General features: G+C 70.3%; 1 protein-coding gene. It reads right to left on the reverse strand.

The window, feature by feature from the left end:
- Positions 1–171 precede the first annotated feature (171 nt).
- A partial coding sequence (gene ku, locus ACZ7KX_RS42150; protein WP_470331253.1) for a non-homologous end joining protein Ku occupies positions 172–1,298 on the reverse strand: 1,127 nt, incomplete at its 5' end.

The raw sequence follows: 1,298 nt of genomic DNA on the forward strand, positions 1-1,298 counted from the left end.
GGCTCGGCCGGCAGACCGGGGGGAGAGGTCTGCCGGCCGAGCCCGTGCACCGCCCGCCCGCGCTCCTTGTTGCCCCGGTCCGTGGGAGCAAACATCTCCGTCCCCGGCAGGCCTTCGGTGCCGGGCCGCAGGTGCGAGTGCGGGTGCGCGGTTCGGCCCTGCCGGGTGGGGTCAGGAGGCGGTGCGGCGGGGGCGTGCGGTGTGTTCGAGGGCGTGCTGGAGCTGGTCGCGGGTCATGGTGGAGCGGTGGGGGATGTCGAGGTCGGTGGCCCGCTGGTAGAGCTCGGCCTTGGTGAGCTGGGACAGCTGCCGCTTGCCGGTGGCGCTGGTCGGCTTTCGTGCCCCGGTGCGCTTCGACGTGGACTTGACCGCGGCCGCCTTGCCGGTGCCGGTGGTCTTGGCGGCCGTCTTGGTGCTGCCGTTGCCGGTGGTCTTGGCGGCCGTCTTGGTGCTGCCGTTGCCGGTGGTCTTGGTTGAGGTGCTTTTCTTCCCGCCGGTCTGCTTGGGGGAGTGGCCTCCGCGGGCGGCGGGGGCCCGGCGCCCGGCCTCGGCCGGGGCGGCTTCTTCGGTGTCCTGGTTCTGGTCCTTGCCGTGGCGGGCTGTGTCGAGGCTGCGGCGCAGGGCGTCCATGAGGTCGATGACGTTGGTGGCTTCGGGGGCGGGGCCGGTGGAGACGGCGATCTGGCGGCCGGCGAGTTTGTCCTCGACGAGCTTCTTCACCTGTTCTTCGTAGGTGTCGTGCCAGGCGTCGGGCTGCCAGTCGATGGCGAGCATGCCGATCAGCTGCTCGGCGGTGCGGACTTCCTGAGCGGAGAGGCTGGTCTTCTCGGGGAGGTTGTCGACCTCGCGGCGCGGGTCGCGGACTTCGTCGGCGAAGTGCATGGTGTGCAGCTCCAGCAGCCCGTTGTCGGACCGCACTGCGGTGAGGTACTCCTTGCCGCGCATCGCGAACATCGCCAGCCCGGCCTTGCCGGCGTGCTCCAGGGCCTCGACCAGCAGTGCGTAGACCTTCTGGTACTCCTTGCCGCGGGGGCCGAGGTAGTAGGTGCGGTCGAAGAAGATCGGGTCGACCTCGTGCAGGTCGACGAACCCGGCGATGTCGATGGTGCGGGAGCGGCCGGGGGAGATCTGCTCCAGCTCGTCGGGTTCGACGACCACGTACTCGCCGTCTGTGACCTCGTAGCCCTTCACGATGTCGGCGAACCCGACTTCCTGGCCGGTGCGTTCGTTGACCCGCTTGTTGCGCACCCGGTCGGAGGTGCCGCGCTGGAGCTGGTGGAAGCGCACGTCGTGGGACT

It is taken from the genome of Kitasatospora sp. NPDC038210 (assembly GCF_055600605.1).